Genomic DNA, 18,229 nt, shown 5'->3' on the forward strand with positions numbered 1-18,229 from the left:
GAATCGGAGTCTCAGTGTCGCGCGCCTCACAATTGCGCGTCAAATATCAATGTGCGATGAATTCATGATTTGAACTCATCAATAGGTGGTCGCAGATCGACGGGTGATCGTGATGGCTCGGCGCATGAGTAGCGGCCATACTGATGCACATGAGCATCAATCTCGGGATCTCGCACCTGAGGAACATCGTCGCGATCGCCGACTACGCGAGCTTCACCTCGGCTGCTCACGCCCTCGACGTGTCCCAGTCCTCGCTGAGCCGCTCAGTGGCCGAGGCCGAGCGCCGACTCGACGTCACGCTGTTCGAGCGCACCACCCGCCGCGTCGAACTGACCATGCACGGGCACGAGATCATCGAGCACGCCCGGCGAATGCTCCACGACTTCGACGACGGGCTCACCCAGATCGAACGATTCGTCACCGGTGACCGCGGAATCGTGACGGTCGCGTGTCTGCCGTCGCTCGCGGCCACGTTCCTTCCCCGCTACGTGGTGAGCTTCCGCGAGCGGCACCCCGACGTGCGACTCCAGATCCGCGACGGACTACGTCAAGAGGTTCTCGACGCCGTGTACTCGGGCACGGTCGACCTCGCGCTGGTCACCACCTCCGGGAATCTGCCCGGCCTGCAACAGGACGTCCTGACGAGCGATTCCTTCTATTGCGCCGTCGCGCCGACGCATCCGTTCGCCGACCGGCCGGTGCTGCAGTGGTCGGATCTCGCCGGCCAGTCGTTCATCGCGTTCGGCCCCGAGAGCAGCATCGCGTCGCCGGTCCGCCGGGCCGTCGAGGACGCACGCATCGAACTCGGCCCCGTCATGCAGGCGCAGAACGTCGGCGCCGTCGCGGGTTTGGCGGCCGCCGGGCTCGGTGTCACCGCGGTTCCCGCACTCGTGCTTCCCATGATCTCGTTCGCCGGTCTCGTCCACATACCCCTGCAACCGAGAGTCGAACGCACCATCTCCCTCGTCCAGGTCGCCGGCCGGCCGCAGACGGCGAGCACGCGCGGATTCGTGAACATGCTTCTCGCCGAGCGAACTCCCGATCGAGGAGCTGATTCCGGCTAGAGTTCCGGAATGTCACCTTCTCGCGCAGACCATCACCGGCTGAACTACGTGGAGCTGCCGGTCACGAACCTCGAGGACGCGGAAGCGTTCTACCGCTCGGCATTCGGCTGGGAATTCAACCCCTACGGACCGCAGTACGCGGGCATCGTCGGAGCGGACGGCGAAGAGGTCGGGGGCCTGTTGCAGGTTCCCGAACGGAAGCCGGCAGGTGGACCGCTCGTGTTGCTGTACTCCGTGGACCTCGACGCATCGGTGGACGCCGTGCGGGCGGCCGGCGGCGTGGTCGTCAACGGTCCCTACGACTTTCCGGGCGGGCGTCGCTTCCACTTCACCGATCCGAGCGGAAACGAGCTCGGGGTCTGGTCGTCGACCTGATCGCCGTCGAATCTAGTCGCCGTGTGCGACAGGGCCGGTGGTCGCGCGGCGGACGAGGTGCGGTGCGAGAACCAGATCCACGGGATCCTTGCCGGCGATCTGGGCCAGCGCTCCGTCGACCGCCGCTTCGGCAAGTTGCGTGGCGTCCTGCGAGATCGTCGTCATCTGCACGTGCGGAATCCGCGCCAGGCGGGAGTCGTCGTAGCCGACGACGGAGATGTCCGCCGGCACGTCCCGGCCGCGGCGGACCAGCAGGTCGAGTACGCCGGTGGCGCACCGGTCGTTGAACGCGACGACCGCGGTCGGGGGAGCGGGCAACGCGAGAAGCTCGTGCATTCCCTGTGCGCCTTCGGTTTCCGTCGGACCACCGGCCACGACCGTGGCCGAATCCGACAGTCCGTGCCGGTCCATCGCGGCCAGGAAGCCGGCCCGCCGGTCGGCGCCGCCGGGAGCGTCGGCGCCGTCGATGTGGGCGATGTTCCGGTGCCCGAGTTCGGCAAGGTGGTCGACGGCCAGGCTGATGCCGGCGACGTCGTCACCGCGCACGGCGCCGACTCCGGGCAGTCCGCTGGAGCGCGCCACGACGACGGCGGGCAGGCGGTCGGCCAGCGCGCCGAGTTCGTCGGTGTCGAACCGGGAGCCGAGCAGGATCGCGGCCTCGCAGCGTTCCCGCATGAGCGCCTGGACCGCGACCTGCTCGGCGCGACTCGGCGCGACCGCGCTGAGCATCACGTCGTAACCCCGGCGAGTGGCCGCCGCGTAGATCTGTTCGACGAGGTCGCCGTGGAACGGTTGCTGCAGTTCGAACACGACGCCGAGGAGTCGGGAACTGGCCTGACGCAGTTTCTGTGCGCGACGGTCCGGCACGTAGCCCATCCCGTCGGCGATCTCGAGCACCCGCTGACGGGTCGCCTCGCTGGCGCCGGGGACCCCGCGCATCACGATCGAGACGAGCGCCGTGGAGACGCCTGCCGCTCGCGCGACGTCGCCCATCGTCGGACGGGTGCCACCGGTCGATCCCGCCACGGGTTCGGCCACGTGCACGACTCCTGTCTCCCGGGCCCGCGTTCGGGGCCGCTCTTGACCAATGATCTCACGAGTTCTACGGTCTAGAACTAGAACGTACTAGTTCACCTCTACCTCCACCCTTCACCGCACTGGAGCGCATTCATGTCACTCACCGAAGCCGCACCCGACCGCTCGACGACGGCCGCTTCCCATCCGGTCCGCATCGCGACGATCGGCGCCGGACGCATCGGCTCGAATCACGCGGAGATCGTGGCCCGCCTGGTCCCCGGGGCTGCGCTCGTCGCGGTCAGCGACCCGGTCGGCGAGTCCGCGCAACATCTCGCCGCAGCACTGGGCGCACCGCTCGCCACTACGGCCGTGGACGACGTCCTCACCAGCGACGAGGTCGATGCGGTGCTGATCACCGCCCCCGCGCGGAGCCACACGGACCTGGTGGTCGCGGCCGCGGCGGCCGGCAAGCACGTGTTCGTCGAGAAGCCGATGGCGGTCACCCTCGAGGACGCCGACCGCGCCATCGCGGCGGCCGCGGACGCAGGCATCGTCCTGCAGGTCGGGTTCAATCGCCGGTTCGCTCCCGGATTCGCTGCCGCCCGCGCGGCGATCGACGCGCAGAAGGTCGGCACTCCGCACCTGCTGCGTTCGCTGACCCGCGACCCCGGTCCGTTCACCGCCGATCCGGCGCGCATCCCGCAGTGGACCATCTTCCTCGAAACGCTCATCCACGACTTCGACACCCTGTGCTTCCTCAACCCGGGTGCGCGACCGGTGCGGGTGCACGCGATCGCCGACGCCCTGGTGCGGCCGGACGCCAAGAGCGCGGGCCACCTCGACACCGCGGTCGTCACCGTGCAATTCGACACCGGCGCCATCGCGACGGCGGAGGCGAGTTTCAGCGCGCTGTACGGATACGACGTGCGCGCCGAGGTGTTCGGCTCCGGCGGCATGGTCACCGCGGGTAGCGGGCTCAGCACCGACATGACCTACTACGGACCCGACGGGCAGCGCGCCGACACCGCGCGCCGCGACACCGACCTCCTCCACACCGCCTACGTGGGCGAACTGACGGCGTTCGTCGGCGCGATCCGCGCCCACACACCGGCCGTCGTCACGGGCGAGGATGCCCGCACCGCGCTGTCGATCGCACTCGCCGCGATCCGCAGCGTCGAGACCGGCGCCGCCGTCGACCTGGACCGGTGACCCCGATGACGTACACGCTCGCTGCCAGCGCCGAAATGCTCTACCTCGACCTCCCGTTCGCGGACCGCGTCCGGCGCATCGCCGAACGCGGACTCCAGGTGGAGATCTGGGACTGGTCCACCAAGAACGTCGACGCCCTCGCCGCGAGCGGCGCCGAATTCTCCTCGATGACGGGCTATCTGGAGGGCGACCTCACCGAACCCGACGGTATCGAGGCGCTGCTCACCACCGCACGCCACTCCCTCGACGTCGCGAAGCGGCTCGACTGCCCGAGGTTGAACCTGCACGGAACCGGACTCGACCACCGGGGACTGCCCGTTCGTCCCGTCGAAACGGTCACGCCCGCAATGTGGCTCACTGCCGCCGACACTCTGCGGAAGGTCGCCGAACTCGGTGAACAGGCGGGCCGGGTGTTCACGCTCGAGAACCTCAACCTCGCCGTCGACCATCCCGGCACCCCGTTCGCGACCGCCGCCGACACGCTTGCTCTCGTCCGGGCGGTCGACAGCCCTCATCTGCGCATGAATCTCGACCTGTATCACGCTCAGATCGGCGAGGGGAACCTGATCGAACTCGTCCGGAAAGCGTTGCCCTACATCGGTGAAATCCAGGTCGCCGACGTCCCCGGACGCTGCGAACCCGGAACCGGCGAAATCCACTACCCGGCCATAGCCGCCGCCCTCCGCGACGTCGGCTACACCGGCGTCATCGGACTCGAGGGCTGGGCCCGCAACGACCCGGACGACGCGCTCGACGCGTTCGAGGCGGCCTTCGCGCACCCCTAGTCCGGCCGTGGCGACGTGCCGCGGTCACACCGGTGTCATCCGGCGGTCGCGCGCGGAGCCGCCGGTCGCTCCGGAGCCGGACACACGTCCCGTGGTGTGGGCCTCGATCATCCGTTGCTCGTCGCGCTGGGAGCCGCGCAACGGCAGGGACGAGGCGGCCGCGGTGTCGAGGAGCGCGCGCAATGCCGGCTGCTCACCCGCCAGTGCACGCCACGCCGCGTTCACGGGTGTGCCGTCCTCGACGGCCTGGTCGAGGCGGGCGGCGAGGTGATTGCTCCACCGGTGCTGCAGGGCCAGCAGGATGTTGTCGGCCGAACCGAAAAGCTGGATCGCGCCGGGCACTTCGTCGAACCGCAACGCCAGTGCGGGGTCGACGTGTGCCCGCGCCAGGACCTCGTCCAGTACCGCCCGGCGTGCACGGAAATCGTTCCACGACATCTCGGCCACCTCCGTAGTTCCGTTGATACCCGCAACGCTACGGATCCGCGGCGGCCGTTTCGCCGTGCCACGGTCGCGTTCCCGTCTCCTACCGTGGGCGGAGGCTGTCTCCGCTCCGGAGACGACGCGGCCGGGGCGGCTCTTCGCCTACGCTGGTCGTGTGCAGGTGACGACATTCTTTCGTCGACGTGTCGCGGAGAGCGAGTACGACTACCCGCTCGCCGTGCCGGTGTTCGCGCACATCGCCGTCGTCGCCATCGCCGGTGCCGCTGTCGCGCAACGCGACGGCTTCGTGCCGCCGGGGTGGGTGCTGCTGTGCGGCCTGGTCGCCGCAGTGACCCCCGTTGCGGGAGACATGATCCGACCGGGGGTGGTGCTTCCCCGGCCGTACCTGGCCGTCGTCGTCATCGCGGCGGCCACACTGTTGCTCCTGCAGCAACCCGACACCGCGTTCGACTTCGCCCCGCTCATCCTGGTGATCCTCACCGGCGAGGTCGCCGCAACGGCGTCGCTGGGAGTCGGTCTTGTCACCCTGTTCGGCTCGATGGGGGTCCTGTCGGCGTTCGCCGTCGCGGGGCGACTCGACGGCGCGGCGTACGCCCTCGCCGGAGTCGTACTGGGTTGGGCTTTCGGCTATCTGATGCTCACCCAGTTGCGCCTCCTGCATCAGGAGCGGGCATCGAAGGCGATCCAGGCGGAGCAGGCCGCCACCCGGGAGCGCCAACGGATCGCCCGCGAGGTACACGACGTCATCGCCCATTCGCTGAGCATCACGCTGCTCCATCTGACCGCGGCCCGCCGCGCGCTCGAGCAGGATCGCGACGTCGACGACGCAGTGGATGCGCTCTCCGACGCCGAGCGACTCGGGCGGCAGGCGATGGCCGACATCCGCCGCACGGTCGGGTTGCTCGACGCGGGCCCGGCCGGCACCCGCCCCGAACCGGGGGTCGCCGACCTTCCCGATCTGATCGACGACTTCCGCCGCGCGGGTCTCCCGGTGGACTTCGACCTGCACGGAGACCTGTCCGCGGTGACCGGGACAGTCGGTCTCGGCCTGTACCGCATCACGCAGGAGTCCTTGGCGAATGTCGCCAAGCACGCACCCGGCGCCGGCGTCGACGTGCGGCTCACGATCGACGCGGACCGCGTGACCCTGGCGATCCGCAACCCGATCCGCGGCCGGGTGCCGGCACCCGGCCGCGCACGCGGTTCCGGTCTGCGGGGCATGCGCGAGCGCGCCACATTGCTCGGTGGCACCCTCCACGCAGGCCCGGACGGCGGGCGGTGGTCGGTGCACGCGGCGGTGCCACTGCCCCGAGACTCGTGCCGGCCGGCGATTCTCCGTCACCTTCCGGGACTGTCGTGACGGGCCCGGAGATCAGGGTGCTGCTGGTCGACGACCAGGAACTGGTGCGGTCGGGGCTGCGCCGGATCCTTCGGCGCAAGGACGGCTTCGTGATCGTCGGCGAATGCGCAGACGGCTCGGAGGTGCCGGGCGCGGTGGCGGAGCACACCCCGGATGTCGTGCTCATGGATCTGCGGATGAAGAAGGTCGACGGCATCCAGGCCACCCGCGAACTCCGCTCGGCCGCTCAGCCGCCGCCGGTGTTGGTGCTCACCACGTTCGACGACGACGAACTGCTGTCCGGATCGCTGCGCGCCGGTGCCACGGGGTTCATCCTCAAGGATTCACCGGCGGAGGATCTGATTCGCGCCGTACGCACTGTCGCCGACGGCGGCGCCTGCCTCGACCCGGCCGTGACCGGACGGGTTCTCGCCACGTACCGCACCGTCGCGCCCTCGTCCGACGGGGACGGCAACCGCCTCACCGAGTTGACCGCGCGGGAACTCGACGTGCTCGCGCTCGTCGGGCGCGGCCACAGCAACGGCGAGATCGGGCGTGAACTGGGCATCTCGGGTGTGACCGTGAAGAGTCACGTCGGGCACATCTTCCTCAAGCTCGATCTCCGCGATCGCGCGGCGGCCATCGTCTACGCGTTCGATCACGGCATCGTCTCCCCGGGCGACACCGGTTCGGATCGAGGGCCGCCCGCGTGATCAGCCGCTGCGGTTCCCTGACGTCGACGGCTTCCTGCGCCTAGGATTCGCACAAAAGCCCGAGCCACTCTCACAGAGGAATTGGCCATGATCGCAATCGGTGTGGTGCTCATCGTCGTCGGCCTGGTCGTCAAGATCTCGTCCTTGTGGATCGCGGGTCTCATCGTCGGCGCCGTCGGCCTTCTCCTCCTGCTCCTCGGTCTGCTGGGCCGCAAGGTGGGCGGACGTAAGTACTGGTACTGACGGGGTCGGCCCCGCCAGTCAGGTTGGGCCAGTTCCGTATCGAAGTGTCGTGGGTGGGGTGTCGCGCTCGGTGACCGTCGGCGCAATTGCCGTTGCAATGCACCCAGTCCGGCAAAACGGTCACCTGCACTTACTTCGACAACAGCGGAGAATCCCCTTCCGGCGGAATCCACGGTGTGTCGCTGACGATTCGCCACGGCGTGTGGAACGTGCACATCGTGGCCACCGGCGGCGGGGGCAGCGGACTGTCGCTCGTGCCGTCGGGTGGCATCGTCGGAGTGTCCTTTCCGGATTCGGTTCCGTCGGTCGTGGTCACCTTCGAGCTTCCCTGACCGATTGTCGGAGCACTCTTCGATGATCGGGCCACCATTTGTATGTAAGTGGAAGTCACGGCAAATTGTTTCCGCAAACTCTTTACTGAGTCCAGAAAAGTAGGTCATAGTGGGTGGGTGCCGTCGATGCCGGATTACGCAGCGTTACTGCGCGGGGCTGAGCTTCGCGTGACCCGCCCGCGGGTCGCGGTGTTGGAGGCGGTGCACGCACGTCCGCACGCCGATACGGAGACGATTTTCGGCGCGGTGCGCACGGTTCTGGACGGGGTGTCCCGGCAGGCCGTGTACGACGTGCTGCACGCAGTGACCGCGGTGGGATTGGTGCGCCGGATACAGCCGGCCGGCTCCGTGGCTCGTTACGAGTCGCGGGTCGGAGACAATCACCACCACGTGATCTGCCGGTCGTGTGGGGCCATTGCGGACGTCGACTGCGCCGTCGGCGAGGCCCCCTGCCTGACCGCGTCCGACGACAACGGTTTCCTCGTAGAGGAGGCCGAGGTCATCTACTGGGGTCTGTGCCCCGACTGCTCGACAACACAGACTTCTCGATCGAAACCCTGACCAACAGCCCAAATTGGTCTCTCCCGGAAGGAATGTTGTGTCCGATAGCTGCCCGGTCGCTCACGAGGGAAACACTCAGAGCACCAGTGAAAGTGAAAACCCCGCAATCCCGTCCCCCACTCCGACGGCGCACCGCCCGAGGACGAACCGCGACTGGTGGCCGAACCAGCCCGAGCTGTCGGTCCTGCACGCCCATTCGTCCAAGTCGAACCCGATGGGCGAGAACTTCGACTACGCAGCGGAGTTCGCGAAACTCGACGTCGAGGCACTCAAGCGTGACCTCACCGATCTGATGACGGATTCGCAGGACTGGTGGCCCGCCGACTTCGGCCACTACGGCGGCCTGTTCATCCGGATGAGCTGGCACGCCGCAGGCACCTACCGCATCGCCGACGGCCGCGGCGGCGGCGGTCAGGGCGCCCAGCGGTTCGCGCCCCTCAACAGCTGGCCCGACAACGCGAGCCTCGACAAGGCCCGCCGCCTGCTCTGGCCCGTGAAACAGAAGTACGGCAAGCAGATCTCGTGGTCCGACCTCCTCGTCTTCGCCGGCAACGTTGCCCTGGAGTCGATGGGATTCAAGACCTTCGGATTCGGATTCGGGCGCGAGGACATCTGGGAGCCCGAGGAGATTTACTGGGGTCCCGAGGACACCTGGCTGGGCGACGAACGCTACAGCGGCGATCGTGACCTCTCGGGTCCGCTCGGGGCCGTGCAGATGGGTCTCATCTACGTGAACCCGGAAGGTCCGAACGGCCAGCCCGATCCCCTCGCCGCCGCACGCGACATCCGGGAGACGTTCGGCCGCATGGCGATGAACGACGAGGAGACCGCCGCGCTGATCGCCGGCGGCCACACGTTCGGCAAGACGCACGGCGCAGGCGACGCCGACCTGGTCGGCCCGGAGCCGGAGGCCGCCCCGATCGAGCAGCAGGGTCTGGGCTGGAAGAGCGCCTACGGCACCGGCGTCGGCAAGGACGCGATCACCAGCGGTCTCGAGGTCGTGTGGACTCCCACACCGACGAAGTGGGACAACAGCTTCCTCGAGGTCCTGTACGGCTACGAATGGGAGCTGACCAAGAGCCCCGCCGGTGCCTGGCAATGGACCGCGAAGGACGGCGCGGGCGCGGGCACGATTCCCGACCCGTTCGATTCGTCGGCGGGACGCGCCCCCACGATGCTGACCACGGACCTCTCGCTGCGCATCGACCCGGCGTACGAGAAGATCACCCGCCGCTGGCTCGACCACCCGGAGGAGTTCGCCGACGCGTTCGCCAAGGCGTGGTACAAGCTGCTGCACCGCGACATGGGACCGGTCACGCGCTACCTCGGCCCGTGGGTCCCGGAGGCGCAGCTGTGGCAGGACCCGGTCCCCGCCGTCGATCACCAGTTGATCGGTGACAGCGAGATCGCCGCCCTGAAGGGCAAGATCCTCGATTCGGGGCTGTCCATCTCCCAGCTGGTGTCCACCGCCTGGGCGTCGGCAGCCACCTTCCGCGGCACCGACATGCGGGGCGGCGCCAACGGGGCGCGGATCCGACTTGCGCCGCAGAAGGATTGGGAGGTCAACAGCCCGGTCGAGCTGTCCAAGGTTCTGCAGACCCTCGAACAGATCCAGCAGGACTTCAACTCGTCGCAGTCCGGCGGTGTGAAGGTCTCGCTCGCGGACCTGATCGTTCTGGCCGGTGCCGCCGGTGTCGAGAAGGCGGCGAAGAGCGCCGGCCAGGACATCACGGTTCCGTTCACGCCGGGGCGCACCGACGCCTCGCAGGAGCAGACCGACGTCGAGTCGTTCGCGGTGCTCGAACCGAGGGCCGACGGGTTCCGCAACTACCTCCGGCCGGGAGAGAAGTTGCCTGCCGAGGCGCTTCTGGTCGAGCGGGCCTACATGCTCAACCTGACCGCCCCCGAGTTGACGGTCCTCATCGGCGGCCTGCGGGCGCTGAACGCCAACTTCGGGCAGACGGCGCACGGCGTGTTCACCGACCGGCCCGAGGTGCTGACCAACGACTTCTTCGTCAACCTCCTCGATATGGGGACGGTGTGGAAGGGGGCCGCGTCTGCCGAGAATGTCTACGAGGGCAGTGACCGTGCGACGGGCGATGCCAAGTGGACCGCCACGGCCGTCGATCTGGTGTTCGGTTCGAACTCGCAACTGCGTGCTCTCGCCGAGGTCTACGCCACCGACGACGCGCAGCAGAAGTTTGTGCAGGACTTCGTGTCCGCGTGGAACAAGGTGATGAACCTCGACCGGTTCGACCTCGACTGATCACGGTGGTCGGCCGGCCCTCGGGCCGGTCGACCGTCACCTGACCCGGCACCCCGCGAGCAGACGCTCGCGGGGTGCCGGGCGGTCAGGCCACCGACAGTTTCTCGGCGTTGCGCACGGCGGTCTCGAGGTGCCTGTCCGCGGTGCTCAGGTCCAGCCGGGCGTCGCTGAGGCTGTCGATCACCCCTTCCCGCGAAGCGCCGTCGGCTGTGCTGTGGAGAAGGTCGAACGCGTCGGCCAACTCCTTGATGCGGTGTTCGAGTTCCTGCAGATCGGCCCGCAACCGGGCGGTGCGTTCGACGAGGTCGCCGGCGTCCATCGCTGCCCCCTTTCATCCCGAACTCACTGACGCGTCACCACCTCGTCTACCCGCGGTTGCGGCCGCGAAACCACCACCGCTCAGCCTTCTCCTGGACGCCCTGCCTACCGGTATACGAGGCCGCCGTCGATCAGTCCGGCCTGCCCGGTCATGTAGTCGGAGTCCGGTCCGGCCAGATACGACACGTACGCGGCGACGTCCTCGGGGGTTTGTGCACGGCCGAGGGCGATGCCGCCGACGAACTTCTCGAACGTGGCACCCTTCGGCGCACCGGTGAGGGCCGCGAAACGCTCATCGATGGTGACCCACATGTCGGTGCCGACGACGCCGGGGCAGTAGGCGTTGACCGTGATGCCCTCGGATGCGTACTCCTTCGCCGCGGCCTGGGTGAGTGCGCGCACCGCGAACTTGGTCGCCGAGTACACACCGAGCATCGCGAACCCCTCGTGACCGGCGATCGACGACGCGTTGATTATCTTCCCGCCGTGCCCCCGCGCCCGGAACTTGTCGGCTGCGGCCTGGATTCCCCACAGCACACCTTCGACGTTGACGGCGAGGATCCGTGACACGTCCTCCGGTGTCGCGTCGGCGATCGGGTCGACCTGGGCGATGCCCGCATTGTTGACGATGATGTCGAAGCCGCCCAGTTCGTGCTCCGTCCGGTCGACGGCGGACCGGACCTGATCGCGGTCCGTCACGTCGGCGACCAACGAGATGGCCTTCCAACCCGCCGCCCGGACCTCGTCGGCCACCGCGCTGATCCGGTCGGCGTTGACGTCGACGAGCGAGATGTCGGCGCCGTCCGACGCCAGCCGCAACGCGATCGCTCGTCCGATGCCCTGGCCCGCGCCGGTGATCAACGCGACTTTGCCCTCGATGCTCATCTCTAGCTCCTCTCTCATGTGATCGTGCTCACACGAGAGCCAAGCATCGCCGGCCGTGACTGTTCAAGGGTTGCAGCCGATTGCATTGTGACGAATTGTGAACCGATTGCGTTCTCTCCCAACGAAAATGTGCCGAACCCGGCCATGGTTCGGCGCTCACATTCCCGGTAGGCTCCGAGGTGTGAGTACTACCGGTTCGGTTCGGCACCGCCTTCCCGCTGTCGGCTCGGGGGTGGATCTTCCCCGGCACGCACGGTTGTTGAGTCAAGTGCACGATGCAGTGCTGTCGGGTCGGCGACCACCGGCGCAGCCGCGCGAGATCGTCGGCAGGTCGTGGTCGCGGCTACAAGCGGACGGGGTGAGTCCCGACAGTTGTGAGGACGTGGTGCTGGCCGACTGCGCCGAGGTCGAAGCCCGGCGGACGCGTACTGCCCTGCGTGCGGTTCTTCCGGAGCTTCGCAGCGCGTTGACTCAGGTGGCGGAGGACGCGAATTTTATCGTGGTGATCGCGGACTCCGACGGGGTGGTCCTGTGGCGGGAAGGGTCCCGTGGCCTGCGGAAGGCCGCCGATGCCCTGGGATTCATGGAGGGGGCCCGATGGTCCGAGAGCTCGGTGGGTACGAACTCCATCGGGACGGCGTTGGTGGAAGATGCTCCTGTGCAACTGTTCTCGGCGGAGCATTATGCTCGGTCGCATCGTGGCTGGTCGTGCACGGGCTCTCCGGTGCACGATCCGCGGAGTGGTGAAGTGCTCGGCGTCGTCGACATCAGTGGCTCGGCGATGTCGGTTCACCCGACGACGGTGGCGCTGGTGCAAACGGCGGTGCGGTTGGCCGAGGCCACACTGTGGCAGGAGCACACGATCAACCTGGAGAAGCTTCGCGGGCACGCGGCACCGGTGCTGGGGGCGACCGCCGGGCCGGCCCTCGTGGTGGACCGGCACGGCTGGGTCGCCGACGCCCGTGGCCTCGCCGCCCCCGACCGGGTGTCACTTCCGGGCCCCGGCACGCCGCTCTTGGTGCCCGGGTTGGGGCTGTGTGTACCGGAACCGCTCGGTGACGGCTGGCTGGTGCGACGTTCCGGCACGCCGACGGGCGTCCAGGTGGAACTCGATCTCGGTGAGTCCCCGCGAGCAACGGTGCGGGGCGATACGGAATGGACCCGTGCTCTCTCCCCGCGCCATGCGCAGATACTGCGAGTGCTGACCGAAATCGGTTCCGCCGGAATCGATGCCGCGTCGCTGAGCGTGTCGTTGTTCGGTGACCGCGACCACGTGGTGGCCGTGCGCGCCGAGATCTCCCGTCTCCGGAAAAGTCTCGGCCCGGTCCTGTCCACCCATCCCTACCGGTTCGCGGACGGTGTGGCAGTGCAGATCGTCGACTGACGCGGATGCCGGACCTCGGGCCTATCGTGGCGCCGAGCGCACGGCGACGAAGTGACGCAGGTCGGCGCGCAGTTGTGGATCGAGCCGCTGACCGACGGGTCCGGAAAGGATCTTGCCGAGCCGCGCCAGGTAGCACGCGGGTGTCATGCCGAATTCGACGAGAAGATCGCCGGTGGTGCCGCCGCCGTAGGGGAGCCAGCGGCGGGCGAACTCGACGACCCTTACGTCGTCGATGACGGAATCATTCGTCATGGTGAATCTCCGTTGGTGGCGAAACTGGATTTGTGCGTTTGGCTTTCGCTTGCATGTAGAGGCGGCCGGCGCGGTACGACGAGCGGACGAGCGGTCCGGCCATGACGCCGGCGAACCCGATCTCCTCGGCGGCCTGGGAGTGCTCGACGAACTCTTCGGGCTTGACCCACCGCTCGACGGGGTGGTGCCGGGGGGAGGGGCGCAGGTACTGGGTGATGGTGAGGATGTCGCAGCCGGCGGCGTGCAGGTCTTCCATCGCCTGGTGGACCTCGTCGGGGGTCTCGCCCATGCCGAGGATGAGGTTGGACTTGGTGACCAGCCCGGCCTCGCGGGCGGCGGTGATCACGCCGAGGGAGCGTTCGTAGCGGAACGCGGGCCGGATCCGTTTGAAGATGCGGGGCACGGTCTCGAGGTTGTGGGCGAGGACCTCGGGGCGGGAGTCGAAGACCTCGGCGAGCAGGTCCGGCTTGCCGTTGAAGTCGGGGATGAGGTTCTCGACGCCGGTGCCGGGGTTGAGCTGGTGGATCTGGCGGACCGTTTCGGCGTAGAGCCAGGCGCCGCCGTCGGGCAGGTCGTCGCGGGCGACGCCGGTGATGGTGGAGTACCGCAGTCCCATCGCCTGGACGGATTCGGCGACGCGGCGGGGTTCGTCGCGGTCGAGGTCAGTGGGTTTGCCGGTGTCGATCTGGCAGAAGTCGCAGCGGCGGGTGCAGTGCTGCCCGCCGATGAGGAATGTCGCCTCGCGGTCTTCCCAGCATTCGTAGATGTTGGGGCAGCCGGCTTCTTCGCAGACGGTGTGCAAACCCTCGCGTGTGACGAGGCCCTTGAGCTCGGAGTATTCCGGGCCCATCTTCGCTCTCGTCTTGATCCAGTTCGGTTTGCGTTCGATCGGAGTCTCCGCGTTTCGGATCTCGAGGCGGAGCAGCTTGCGGCCGGGCGGAGCCTGCACGGCCCCGGACGGTGTTCGTGGTGTGGCAGTCACGTGTCGATTCCTGGGTGGTGGTTCCCACCGAACCGCAGTGCCGGAAGGCAACCGCGGTTCGGCGGGGAGTGCTACATGTTGATCGGGCGGCCGAGCGCCGACAGGACCGATTCGTGCATGGCCTCGGACAGCGTCGGGTGCGCGAAGACCACGTCTGCGAGATCGTCACCGGTGGCCTCCAGGGATCGTGCGATGCCGAATCCCTGGATCTGCTCGGTGACTTCGGGCCCGACCATGTGGGCGCCCAGCAGTTCACCGCTGTCGGCGTCGAAGATGGTCTTGACGAAGCCGTCGGCTTCACCGATGGCGAGTGCTTTGCCGGACGCCTGCAGATCGAACTGTCCGATCTGCAGGGAACGTCCGGTTGCCCGCGCCTGGTCCTCGGTGAGGCCGAGGCTGGCGACCTGGGGCCTCGAGTACGTGCATCCGGGGACGTAGTCTTTGTCCAACGGTGTCACGTGCGGGGCTCCCGCCAGCTTGTCGACACACAGCACGCCTTCGTGACTCGCCTTGTGGGCGAGGCACGGGGCGCCGGCGACGTCGCCGATGGCGTAGATCCCGAATGCGGTGGTGCGGCACCACTCGTCGGTCGTGACGAACCCGCGGTCCACCTCGACGCCGACGTCCTCGAGCCCGAGGTTCTCGACGTTGCCCTGGATGCCGGCGGCGACCAGAACCCGCTCCACGACCCGTTCTTCGAGGGATCCGTCCGCGCATTTCACCGTCACGGCGACGGAATCCGCGCCGACGGTGAGTCCGGACACCGAGGCGCCGGTGTGGATCTCGATCCCGCGCTTCTCGAACTGCCGACGCACGTGGCCGGCCACCGCGGCATCCTCGACGGGCATGATCTGCGGTGCCAGTTCGACGAGCGTGACCGCACTACCCAAATCGTGGTAGAGGCTCGCGAACTCGACGCCGATCGCACCGGAACCGATGACCAGCAGCGACTTCGGAAGTTCCTGGGGCACCAGCGCGTCGAAGTAGGTCCAGACCCGATCGCCGTCCGGTGTCACCCCGGGCACCGAACGGGGACGCGCACCCGGGGCGAGGATGATGTGGTCGGCCCGGTACTCGGTGAGCGGCGACGCCGAGTCACCGTCCTCCCGAACACCCACCACACCCTTTCCGGTCAGTCGCGCGGTGCCGGTGATCACGTCGATGCCGTTCTTCTTCATCAGATACCCGATGCCGTCGGACAACCGCCCCGACACCCCACGGCTGAACTCGACCAGTTGCGCCATGTCGAATTCGACACCGCTGGTGGAGAACCCGAGGGGACGCAGATTCGCCAGCGTGTGCGCCACGTCGGCGCCGTGCAGCAGGGCCTTGGTGGGAATGCAACCCCAGTTCAGGCAGATGCCGCCGAGCCGGTCCCGTTCGATCACCGCGGTGCGGAGTCCGTGTTGGGCGGCGCGGATGGCGGCGACGTAGCCGCCGGGTCCGCTTCCGATCACCAGGACGTCGTAGTTGTCAGTCATCAACACTCCCTAGACCAGCATCAACGCGGGTGATTCGACGAAGCGCCGCAGTTCCTGCAGGAACGTCGCGCCGAGGGCGCCGTCGATCACGCGGTGGTCGCACGACAGCGTGACGGTCAGCATCGTACGGACCTCCACCCGGCCGTCCACGACGACCGGCCGCTGCTGCCCCGCACCGACGGCGAGGATGGCGCCCTGCGGTGGGTTGATGATCGCGTCGAATTCGCGCACGCCGAACATACCGAGGTTCGAGATGGTGAACGTGCCGCCCTGGAACTGCTCGGGCGTCAGCTTGCCGGTCTTGGCCCTGGTCACCAATGCGTGAACCTCACCGGAGATCTCGGCCAGACTCTTGCTCTCCGCTCCGCGAACGATCGGCGTGATCAGCCCCGACGGCAAGGCGACGGCCACCGAGATGTCGGCGGCGGAGAATCTCAGCACCGATTGCGCCGCTTCGTCGAACTGGACGTTGACGTCCGGGACCTTGCGCAGCGCCGCAGCGCAGGCCTTGACCACGAAGTCGTTGACCGACAGCTTGACGGCCGGCACAGTTGCGTTGATCTCCGTGCGGAGTGCGAGGAGATTGTCGATCTCGAGGTCCGCGGTGAGCCGGAAGTGCGGGGCGTTGCGCTTCGATTCCTGCAGGCGCTGACCGATCGCCTTGCGCATCGAGTTGAAGGGGATCGTCTCGAACTCGGGTAGCGCGTGCGAGGTGTCCGTACCGCCGGCGGGCGCCGGTGTCGGTTCGGGAACCGGTCGGAACGCCCTTTCGGCTTCCCGGACGTCCGCCTCGCAGACGCGCCCCCGCGAACCGGTGGCCCGGCAGTCGTGCAGGTTGATGCCCAGAGATTTCGCCAGTCGACGTGCCACCGGCGTCGCCTCGACCGCGCCGTCGTCCTCGGCGGAGCGTCCGGGCACACCTGAGCGAGTCGGCGACGGTGCCTCTGCGACGGTTCCGCCTGCCGAGCGAATCGCATCGTGGACGTCGGCGAGCGAGATCCGGCCGTCGCGGCCGGTCCCGGCCACCCGGCCCAGGTCGATCGACAGTTTCTCGGCCAACCGCAGGGAGTGCGGCGTCGCGAAGACGTCGCCATTCGTCCGTCCCCGTAGCGAATCCGGGACGGCGGTGGTGCCGGATGGCCGCGCCGATTCCTGGGCCGCCGGAGCGGACGGGGTAGTAGTCACGCGCGGCTCTGCGGGCGTGGGCTGCCCGCCCGGTGTCCGCTCCGGCTCGGACGTTGGGACGTGATCCGCTCCGATTCCGGTCAGGAACTCCTCGATATCGGCATCGGAGACGGCCGCGTCCGCCGACACCGCCAGGACCGCACCCACCGGCAGCGTGGAACCCGGCTTGGCGACGATGCGCCGCAGTGCGCCGTCGAACGGCGCCTCCAACTCGTTGGTGATCTTGCTGGTCTCGATCTCGCAGATCAGATCGCCTTTTGCGAAGGGCGATCCTTCGTCGATCAACCACGCGGTGACGGTGCCCTCGTCCATCGACAGGCCCCATTTGGGAACTTCGATCAGCTTGATGTCGCTCATGGTCAGGCAGTCACCACCTTGCGTACCGCGGCCTCGATGCGCGCCGCGTTGGGAAGCCATGCCTGTTCGAGCACGGGGGAGAACGGCACCGGGGTGTGCGGCGGGGTGACCAGTTCGATCGGTACCTTCAGCGAACCGAACGCCTTGGTGGCGATCAGTGCGGCGACGTCGTGGCCGAATCCGCACCGCGCCGCGGACTCGTCGACGATCACGACTCGTCCGGTGGACGCGACGGATTCGAGGATGCCTTCCTCGTCGAGGGGCGAGACGGTCCGCGGGTCGACCACCTCGACGGAGATGCCCTCGGTGGCAAGTTTGTCGGCGGCCGTGTTGGCGGCGTTCACCATCGCCGAGAGCGCGATGATCGTGACGTCCGTACCTTCCCGGGTGTAGTTGGCGACCCCGAACGGGATCGTGTATGGCTCGTCGGGAACCTCGCCCTTCAGGTCGTACAGGGTCTTGTGCTCGCAGAACACCACCGGGTCGTCGTCGCGAATGGACTGGATGAGAAGGCCTTTGGCGTCATATGCGTTGGACGGGGCCACGACCTTGAGGCCGGGGACCGCGGCGAACACGTTGTACGGGGACTGCGAATGCTGCGCCGCCGCCGAGAATCCGGCACCGATCATGCCGCGCACCACGAGCGGGGTGCGGGCCTTGCCGCCGAACATGTAGCGGAACTTCGCCGCCTGGTTGTACAGGGCGTCGTAGCAGACTCCGAAGAAGTCCATGAACATCAGTTCGGCGACCGGACGCAGCCCGGTCAATGCGGCGCCGGCTGCCATGCCGATGATCGCGGACTCGGTGATCGGGGTGTCGATGACCCGGTCGGAACCGAATTCGGTCCACAGGCCCTTCGTCACACCCAGCACCCCACCGAACGCCTCGAGTTTTCCGGACTCGAGTTCCGGATTGGTACCCGCCTGGCCGCCACGGAGGTCTTCACCGATCTGCACGACCGTCGCGTCGCGTTCCATCTCCTGGGCGAGCGCGGCCTTGATTGCTTCGCGGTACGTCGTCTTCGACGTTGTCATTTC

General features: G+C 67.9%; 20 protein-coding genes. 11 read left to right on the top strand and 9 right to left on the bottom strand.

Going from position 1 to position 18,229, the window contains the following annotated elements; translation table 11 throughout:
• Window positions 1-143 precede the first annotated feature (143 nt).
• Window positions 144-1,064 (top strand): LysR family transcriptional regulator, encoded by a 921-nt coding sequence (locus tag ACFU5V_RS31195; protein ID WP_378703726.1) that lies wholly within the window; start codon window positions 144-146, stop codon window positions 1,062-1,064.
• A 9-nt stretch (window positions 1,065-1,073) separates the two neighbouring features.
• Window positions 1,074-1,439, top strand: a complete 366-nt coding sequence (locus ACFU5V_RS31200; RefSeq protein ID WP_378429823.1) for a VOC family protein — start codon at window positions 1,074-1,076, stop codon at window positions 1,437-1,439.
• Between the two features lie 12 nt (window positions 1,440-1,451).
• On the opposite strand, the gene ACFU5V_RS31205 is transcribed toward ACFU5V_RS31200, so the two are convergent.
• Entirely contained in the window at window positions 1,452-2,477 is a 1,026-nt protein-coding gene (locus ACFU5V_RS31205; RefSeq protein ID WP_378703728.1) for a LacI family DNA-binding transcriptional regulator, read from the bottom strand.
• A 132-nt stretch (window positions 2,478-2,609) separates the two neighbouring features.
• Between ACFU5V_RS31205 and ACFU5V_RS31210 the strand changes: the two genes are divergently transcribed.
• Entirely contained in the window at window positions 2,610-3,665 is a 1,056-nt protein-coding gene (locus ACFU5V_RS31210) for a Gfo/Idh/MocA family oxidoreductase (RefSeq protein ID WP_378703730.1), read from the top strand.
• A 5-nt stretch (window positions 3,666-3,670) separates the two neighbouring features.
• The gene (locus tag ACFU5V_RS31215; protein ID WP_378703732.1) at window positions 3,671-4,450 is read left to right on the top strand and encodes a TIM barrel protein; all 780 of its coding nucleotides are present in this window, start codon (window positions 3,671-3,673) and stop codon (window positions 4,448-4,450) included.
• Window positions 4,451-4,474: 24 nt separating this feature from the next.
• On the opposite strand, the gene ACFU5V_RS31220 is transcribed toward ACFU5V_RS31215, so the two are convergent.
• Window positions 4,475-4,897, bottom strand: coding sequence for a hypothetical protein (locus ACFU5V_RS31220; protein WP_378703733.1), 423 nt, complete (start codon window positions 4,895-4,897; stop codon window positions 4,475-4,477).
• A gap of 151 nt (window positions 4,898-5,048) precedes the next feature.
• Between ACFU5V_RS31220 and ACFU5V_RS31225 the strand changes: the two genes are divergently transcribed.
• The 6 genes from ACFU5V_RS31225 to katG all read left to right on the top strand — a co-directional run bounded on the left by ACFU5V_RS31225 (window position 5,049) and on the right by katG (window position 10,348).
• A complete protein-coding gene (locus ACFU5V_RS31225) occupies window positions 5,049-6,254 on the top strand; it encodes a sensor histidine kinase (RefSeq protein ID WP_378703734.1) in 1,206 nt (401 codons plus the stop codon).
• Between the two features lie 17 nt (window positions 6,255-6,271).
• Window positions 6,272-6,946 (top strand): response regulator, encoded by a 675-nt coding sequence (locus tag ACFU5V_RS31230; RefSeq protein ID WP_378703796.1) that lies wholly within the window; start codon window positions 6,272-6,274, stop codon window positions 6,944-6,946.
• Window positions 6,947-7,033: 87 nt separating this feature from the next.
• Window positions 7,034-7,189 (top strand): hypothetical protein, encoded by a 156-nt coding sequence (locus ACFU5V_RS31235; protein WP_167372170.1) that lies wholly within the window; start codon window positions 7,034-7,036, stop codon window positions 7,187-7,189.
• Window positions 7,190-7,365: 176 nt separating this feature from the next.
• Entirely contained in the window at window positions 7,366-7,521 is a 156-nt protein-coding gene (locus ACFU5V_RS31240; RefSeq protein ID WP_378703735.1) for a hypothetical protein, read from the top strand.
• Window positions 7,522-7,638: 117 nt separating this feature from the next.
• Window positions 7,639-8,082, top strand: a complete 444-nt coding sequence (locus ACFU5V_RS31245) for a Fur family transcriptional regulator (RefSeq protein ID WP_087555081.1) — start codon at window positions 7,639-7,641, stop codon at window positions 8,080-8,082.
• 37 nt (window positions 8,083-8,119) lie between these two features.
• The gene (katG, locus tag ACFU5V_RS31250) at window positions 8,120-10,348 is read left to right on the top strand and encodes a catalase/peroxidase HPI (protein ID WP_378703736.1); all 2,229 of its coding nucleotides are present in this window, start codon (window positions 8,120-8,122) and stop codon (window positions 10,346-10,348) included.
• Between the two features lie 85 nt (window positions 10,349-10,433).
• Here the strand turns inward: katG and ACFU5V_RS31255 are convergent, their stop codons facing one another.
• Together ACFU5V_RS31255 and ACFU5V_RS31260 are read right to left on the bottom strand one after the other, a co-directional pair.
• Entirely contained in the window at window positions 10,434-10,667 is a 234-nt protein-coding gene (locus tag ACFU5V_RS31255) for a hypothetical protein (protein WP_378703738.1), read from the bottom strand.
• Between the two features lie 104 nt (window positions 10,668-10,771).
• Entirely contained in the window at window positions 10,772-11,551 is a 780-nt protein-coding gene (locus tag ACFU5V_RS31260) for an acetoin reductase (RefSeq protein ID WP_378703739.1), read from the bottom strand.
• A gap of 127 nt (window positions 11,552-11,678) precedes the next feature.
• Here ACFU5V_RS31260 and ACFU5V_RS31265 point away from each other — a divergent pair, with 127 nt between their 5' ends.
• Window positions 11,679-12,935, top strand: a complete 1,257-nt coding sequence (locus ACFU5V_RS31265) for a GAF domain-containing protein (RefSeq protein WP_378703740.1) — start codon at window positions 11,679-11,681, stop codon at window positions 12,933-12,935.
• Window positions 12,936-12,956: 21 nt separating this feature from the next.
• Here ACFU5V_RS31265 and ACFU5V_RS31270 read toward each other — a convergent pair whose 3' ends face one another.
• The 5 genes from ACFU5V_RS31270 to ACFU5V_RS31290 form a co-directional block, all read right to left on the bottom strand.
• A complete protein-coding gene (locus ACFU5V_RS31270; protein WP_378703741.1) occupies window positions 12,957-13,187 on the bottom strand; it encodes a DUF3263 domain-containing protein in 231 nt (76 codons plus the stop codon).
• A complete protein-coding gene (gene lipA / locus ACFU5V_RS31275; protein WP_378703742.1) occupies window positions 13,177-14,169 on the bottom strand; it encodes a lipoyl synthase in 993 nt (330 codons plus the stop codon). Before lipA ends, ACFU5V_RS31270 begins: the two co-directional genes overlap by 11 nt.
• Window positions 14,170-14,240: 71 nt before the next feature.
• Entirely contained in the window at window positions 14,241-15,650 is a 1,410-nt protein-coding gene (gene lpdA, locus ACFU5V_RS31280; RefSeq protein ID WP_378703744.1) for a dihydrolipoyl dehydrogenase, read from the bottom strand.
• A gap of 9 nt (window positions 15,651-15,659) precedes the next feature.
• Window positions 15,660-17,192 carry a 2-oxo acid dehydrogenase subunit E2 gene (locus ACFU5V_RS31285; protein ID WP_378703746.1) on the bottom strand — a complete coding sequence of 511 codons (1,533 nt, stop codon included), beginning with the start codon at window positions 17,190-17,192 and terminating at the stop codon, window positions 15,660-15,662.
• A 2-nt stretch (window positions 17,193-17,194) separates the two neighbouring features.
• Window positions 17,195-18,226, bottom strand: a complete 1,032-nt coding sequence (locus ACFU5V_RS31290; RefSeq protein WP_378703747.1) for an alpha-ketoacid dehydrogenase subunit beta — start codon at window positions 18,224-18,226, stop codon at window positions 17,195-17,197.
• Window positions 18,227-18,229: the final 3 nt, after the last annotated feature.

The sequence above is a fragment of the Rhodococcus sp. NPDC057529 genome (assembly GCF_042802055.1).
Classification (GTDB): domain Bacteria; phylum Actinomycetota; class Actinomycetes; order Mycobacteriales; family Mycobacteriaceae; genus Rhodococcus_F.